At 76.6% G+C, this 4,909-nt stretch carries 5 protein-coding genes and 1 tRNA gene; 4 read left to right on the top strand and 2 right to left on the bottom strand.

Translation table 11 applies throughout. The features are described 5' to 3' along the window. The first annotated feature begins 343 nt into the window (after positions 1-343). Genes GTR02_RS19825 through GTR02_RS24735 form a run of 4 tightly spaced genes read left to right on the top strand, consistent with a single transcriptional unit; the run spans position 344 to position 3,735 of the window. Positions 344-724, top strand: coding sequence for a hypothetical protein (locus GTR02_RS19825; protein WP_166609205.1), 381 nt, complete (start codon positions 344-346; stop codon positions 722-724). A gap of 29 nt (positions 725-753) precedes the next feature. Then, on the top strand, positions 754-2,103 hold the full coding sequence (locus GTR02_RS19820; RefSeq protein ID WP_166609204.1) for a DUF2079 domain-containing protein: 1,350 nt from the start codon (positions 754-756) through the stop codon (positions 2,101-2,103). 17 nt (positions 2,104-2,120) lie between these two features. Then, positions 2,121-3,152: a zinc-dependent alcohol dehydrogenase gene (locus GTR02_RS19815; protein ID WP_166609203.1), complete on the top strand. Its 1,032-nt coding sequence runs from the start codon at positions 2,121-2,123 to the stop codon at positions 3,150-3,152. 40 nt (positions 3,153-3,192) lie between these two features. Next, positions 3,193-3,735, top strand: coding sequence for a DUF6083 domain-containing protein (locus tag GTR02_RS24735; RefSeq protein WP_166609202.1), 543 nt, complete (start codon positions 3,193-3,195; stop codon positions 3,733-3,735). A gap of 56 nt (positions 3,736-3,791) precedes the next feature. On the opposite strand, the gene GTR02_RS19805 is transcribed toward GTR02_RS24735, so the two are convergent. Together GTR02_RS19805 and GTR02_RS19800 are read right to left on the bottom strand one after the other, a co-directional pair. After that, positions 3,792-3,865: transfer RNA gene (locus tag GTR02_RS19805), tRNA-Thr, on the bottom strand. A gap of 73 nt (positions 3,866-3,938) precedes the next feature. After that, positions 3,939-4,909 (bottom strand): alpha/beta hydrolase (locus GTR02_RS19800; RefSeq protein WP_166609201.1); only part of this gene is annotated, 971 nt, incomplete at its 5' end.

The raw sequence follows: 4,909 nt of genomic DNA, 5'->3' as shown, positions 1-4,909 counted from the left end.
TCAGCGGCCCGGTCGACACCAGCAGTCGAAGAGGTAGGGACGGCGGCCGGGCCAGAAGGGGTCGAGGACGACCGTCCTCACCGCCCCCAGCACCGGACCCGACATGCAGTGATGGTGCCTGCGCGTGCGGCCGGGCGGCAACTCCGTCCCCGAACGGCCCAGCGCCACGCCCCCGCCGGTCGTGCAGCCGAGGTCGTGGACCCGTCGACCAATCCACCGTGAGTGTTGACACGAACACGGAGCGAGAACTGACGGCGTCTGGCAGTCTGGGCGCTAACCACTGTGCGCGACCGCGCGATCACATTTTGCCACTGCCTTTGTGCCCTCAGCCCATGGAGCGTCGATGGACGACCAGCACACCCCCGCCGACGGCGACCGCGCAGCCGTCACCCCCCGCAGCGCGGCGGGCGTCCGCGACGACGACGTGCAGGTGATCCGCTGGGACACCCCCGCCTGGGCCTCGCAGGGCCTGGAGGTGGAGGGCGGCTGGCTGCACTCCTACGAGGCGCGCGTCGTCCCGCTCGAGGGCGACGAGGGCGCCGAGCGCCCCTGCCCCGTCCGGCTGGAGAGCACCGACCTCGCCTACGCCGAGGGCGGGCAGACCGTCGTGCGGCGCTTCGGGCCCCGCGTCTTCATCGGCGACATCGCCCAGCTCTCCCTGCCCGAGGCGCAGCGCCTCGTGACCGCGCTGACCGAGGTCATCCAGCGGGTCGAGACCAGCTGAGCCCGTAGGGCCGGGCATCATCGGGGCCCGTGCCCCCGCGTCCCGCCCGTGCCCTGACCGTCCTGGCGGGTGCGGTGTCGCTGCTGCTGTGCGCGGGCGTCGGCGTGGGCCGCTACCAGGCGGGCGAGGCGCACACCTACGACCTGGCCATCTTCAGCCAGTCGGCGCGGTCGTGGTCGCAGCTGCGCTGGCCGACCGCCGACGTGCTGGCGCCCGGCCGGCCGCTGCTGGGGGACCACTTCTCCCCCGCCACGGCCGTCTTCGGCGTCGCGTGGCGGCTGTGGGCCGACCCGCGCTCCCTCGTGCTGCTGCAGGCGGTGCTGCTCGCGCTCGGCACGGCCCTCGTCGTGCGCTGTGCGGCCCGGCACCTGCCCGCGGCCCCCGCGGCGGCCGTCGCGGCCGGGACGCTGCTCGCCCACGGCACGCTCACCGCGGCCCGCTTCGACGTGCACGAGATCGCCCTCGCCGTGCCGCTCCTGGCCCTGGTCGCGATCGCCCTGCTGGAGCGGCGCGACCGCGCGGCCGCCCTGTGGTCGCTGCCGCTGCTGCTGGTCAAGGAGGACATGGGCGCCACCGTCCTCGCCGTCGCGGCCGTCCTGTGGCTGCGCGGCGCGCGCCGGCTCGGGGTGCGCCTGGCGGTCGTCGCGGTGCTGGGCGTCGCGGTGGCGCTGGGGACCATGTGGGCCGTCGACCCCGACCACGACCTGAGCCGCGTGGGGTCGTTCTCCGACCCGGGCGCGGGCGTGCTGCCGCGCCTGGGGCTGGTCGCGGCGGTCGTGGTCGGCGGCGGGGCCGTCTGGGTGGCCTCGCCCGTCGCCCTGCTCGCGGTGCCGACGCTCGCGTGGCGGCTGGCGAGCTCCCAGCCCAGCTACTGGTCCTCGCAGTTCCACTACGACGCCGTGCTCGTGCCCGTCGCGGCCGTCGCGCTCGTCGACGTCCTGCGGCGCGTGCCGCGGGGGCGGACCGCGGTGGCCGTCGTCGCCGCCGTCGCCTGCGCCGCCACGACGGCCCTGCTCGTGGACGTCCGCACCCTGCCCTCGCCCGTCGCGGCCGCGACCTGGCGGCCCTCGGCCGTCGTGACCGACCTGCGCGCGGCCGTCCGGGCCGTGCCCGCGGGCGCCCCGGTCGCCGCCGACAACACCTCCGGCGCCTACCTCGTGGCGGCCCACCCCCTCTCGACGTGGTCGCCCGACAAGCCCGACGCCGCCCTGGGCCCGTGGGTCGTGCTCGACACCGCCCGCAGCTCCCTGTCCACGACGCCCGCGCAGAAGGCCGCGTGGGTCGCGGGGGCGCTCGCGCGCGGCGGCGAGGTCGTCGCGCGGGTGGGGAGCACCGCGGTGGTGCGCCTGCCCGTGGCAGGATCCCCGGCGACGACCTGACCCACCCCGGAGGACGCATGAGCTCGCAGACCGCACGCACGGGCCGGGCGGTGCGCATCACCGCCCCCGGAGAGCTGGAGGTCGTCGAGGTCGACGTCGCGGCCCCCGCCCCGGGCAACGTCCTCGTCGAGGTCGCGTGGTGCGGCATCTGCGGCTCCGACCGCGAGGTCTTCGGCGGCACCCGGCCCGCGGAGTTCGTCCGCTACCCCGTCGTGCCCGGTCACGAGTGGTCCGGCACGGTCGTCGAGGTCGGCGACGGCGTGCCCGCCGAGCTCGTGGGGCGCGGCACCGTCGGGCAGGGCATCCGCACGTCCTCCACCGCGCCCGCCTCCGTCGCGGGCGACACGGCCGCGTGGCCGCAGGAGTACGAGGAGACGGGCTTCACGCTGCCCGGCGGCTGGGCGCAGTACCTCGAGCTGCCCGCGCGCTACCTGCACCTGCTGCCCGAGGGCGCCGACCTCCGCTCGGCCGCGGGCATCGAACCCGCCGCGTGCGTCGCCGAGGCCGTCCTGCTGGCCGACCTCACCGTCGGCAGCCGGGTCGCCGTCATCGGCGCGGGCGCGCTCGGCCTGCTCGCCACCCAGCTGTTGAAGGGCGCGGGCGCCGAGGTCACGGTCGTGCACCACAACACCTCGCGCGAGGAGCTGGCCCGGCGCTGCGGCGCCGCGCACTACGTGCTGTCCGACGAGGCCGAGGGCGCGGGGCTGCTCGGCACCTTCGACGCCGTCGTCGAGGCCGCGGGCGTCCCCGGGATCGCGCGCCTGGCGACGCGCCTGGGCCGGCCGGGCGGCCGCGTCGTCCTCACGGGCATCCCCGCGAACGACGCCGACGACCTGTCCTCGCTCGAGCTGGTCTCCCGCCAGGTGCACGTCATGACGGTCTTCGGCGCCCCGACCCGGGCCTGGGCCTACGCCGTGCGCGCCTTCGCCCTCGGCATCCTCGACCCGTCCGTCATCGTCACCCACGAGTTCCCGCTCGAGCAGGCGGGCGCGGCGCTGGAGGAGCTGGGGCGGCGCTCCGGCGCCCTGAAGGTGCTGCTGCGGCCCTGACGCCCGCGCTGCGTCGGGTCCGTGGGGCATCCTGTCGGGCGTGAGCGTCCTCCTCGACCTCGAGCCGGGGCCCGCGTGCGCGTTCTGCCGCTCGGGCGTCGACGTCGCCGTCCAGGAGCGCCTGGGCGTCAGCGTCGCCGTGTGCGCCGCCTGCGCCGCGCGCTTCGCGGGGGCCCGCACGAGCACCCCCGCGCCCCGGCGCGAGCGCGTGGCCGACCCCGCCCTGCCCCCGACGATCGGGCAGGGCGTCACCGCGGTCGCGCAGCACGTGGCGCGCATGGCCGAACGCCTCGCGGCCCGGCCCTACCGCGACGACACGTGCGGGCGCTGCGGGGCCGACGTGGAGGTCTACCGCGACCCGGCCGGCGCCGAGACCGTGCTCGCGCCGCAGAAGGTCCTCGCCGACGTCCTGCCGCTGGGCCAGCGCTGGCGCATCGACGACGGCCGCGCCGTGCTGCTCACCGAGGACGACCCGGACCAGGTCGGCGCGCGGCTGACGCACGAGCTGGTCTGCGCCGCCGGGCCCGCCCCGCTGAACGCCCGGCTGCGGCAGGTGTGGAAGGACAACACCGCGATCGGCTGAGCCCCGCGGAGACGACGACGGGGGACGCCCGACCAGGCGTCCCCCGCGATCCGCTGAGCCACCTCCGGGATTCGAACCCGGGACCTACGCATTACGAGTGCGTTGCTCTGGCCAGCTGAGCTAAGGCGGCGTGTGCCCTCTCGGGCACGGACAGAGACCTTACATGACCGGGAGGGTGCCGCTCACCTCCGCGCCGCCGAGCCTCAGCAGCGGGCGCCGTCGTCGGGCACCGTGCCCGCGACGAGGTAGGCGTCGACGGTCGCGTCGACGCAGGAGCTGCCGCGCCGGTAGGCCGTGTGCCCGTCGCCGTCGTAGGTGAGCAGGTGCCCGGAGGCGAGCTCCCCGGCCAGGGACCGCGCCCAGGCGTACGGCGTCGCGGGGTCGCGCGTGGTGCCGACGACGACGATCGGGCCGGCCCCCTCGGCGGTCACGGGGCCGGGGCGGCCGACCGCGGGGATGGGCCACGTCGAGCACGGCAGCGAGCTCCACGCGAGGAAGCGGCCGAAGGTGGGCGACGTGCGCGTGAGCTCGGCCGCGGCGCGCTCGACGTCGGCCGGGGTGTCGGTGTCCCCGCGGTCCAGGCAGTTCACGGCGTAGATGACGGTGTTCGCGTTGTTCGCGTACGACCCGTCGGGGCGCCGCTCGGTGTAGGCGTCGGCGAGCGCGAGCAGCCCGGACCCGTCGCCGGAGAAGGCCTTGGCGAGCGCCGCCGTCAGGTCCGGCCACAGCTGCTCCGCGTACAGCGGGTAGGCCAGCGCGAGGTACGTCAGGCCCTCGGTGAGCGGGCGGGGCGTGCCCGTGCGCAGCGGAGCCTCGTCGGCGTTGCGCAGCAGCTGCTGCACCTGCGCGACGCCGTCGTCCACGCTGCCGCGCAGCGGGCACTCCGCACCGTCGAGGCAGTCGGTGACGTAGGCGCGCAGGGCCTGCTCGAACCCGCCGGCCTGGCCCGCGTTGACCTCGTCGCTCGTCAGGGCCGGGTCGATGGCGCCGTCGAGGACGAAGCGGCCCACGCGGGCAGGGAAGGCCTGCGCGTAGGTCGCGCCGATGGACGTGCCGTAGGACTTGCCCAGGTAGCTCAGCCGCGCGTCGCCCAGGGCCGCGCGCAGGACGTCGAGGTCGCGCGCGACGCTGCCCGTGTCGACGTGCGCCGCGAGCTCGCCGGCCGCCGCGCACC

The organism is Kineococcus siccus, assembly GCF_009906795.1.
GTDB lineage: Bacteria > Actinomycetota > Actinomycetes > Actinomycetales > Kineococcaceae > Kineococcus > Kineococcus siccus.
Note: the sequence above shows the minus strand (reverse complement) of the source record. Positions and strands in the feature narration are given on the sequence as shown.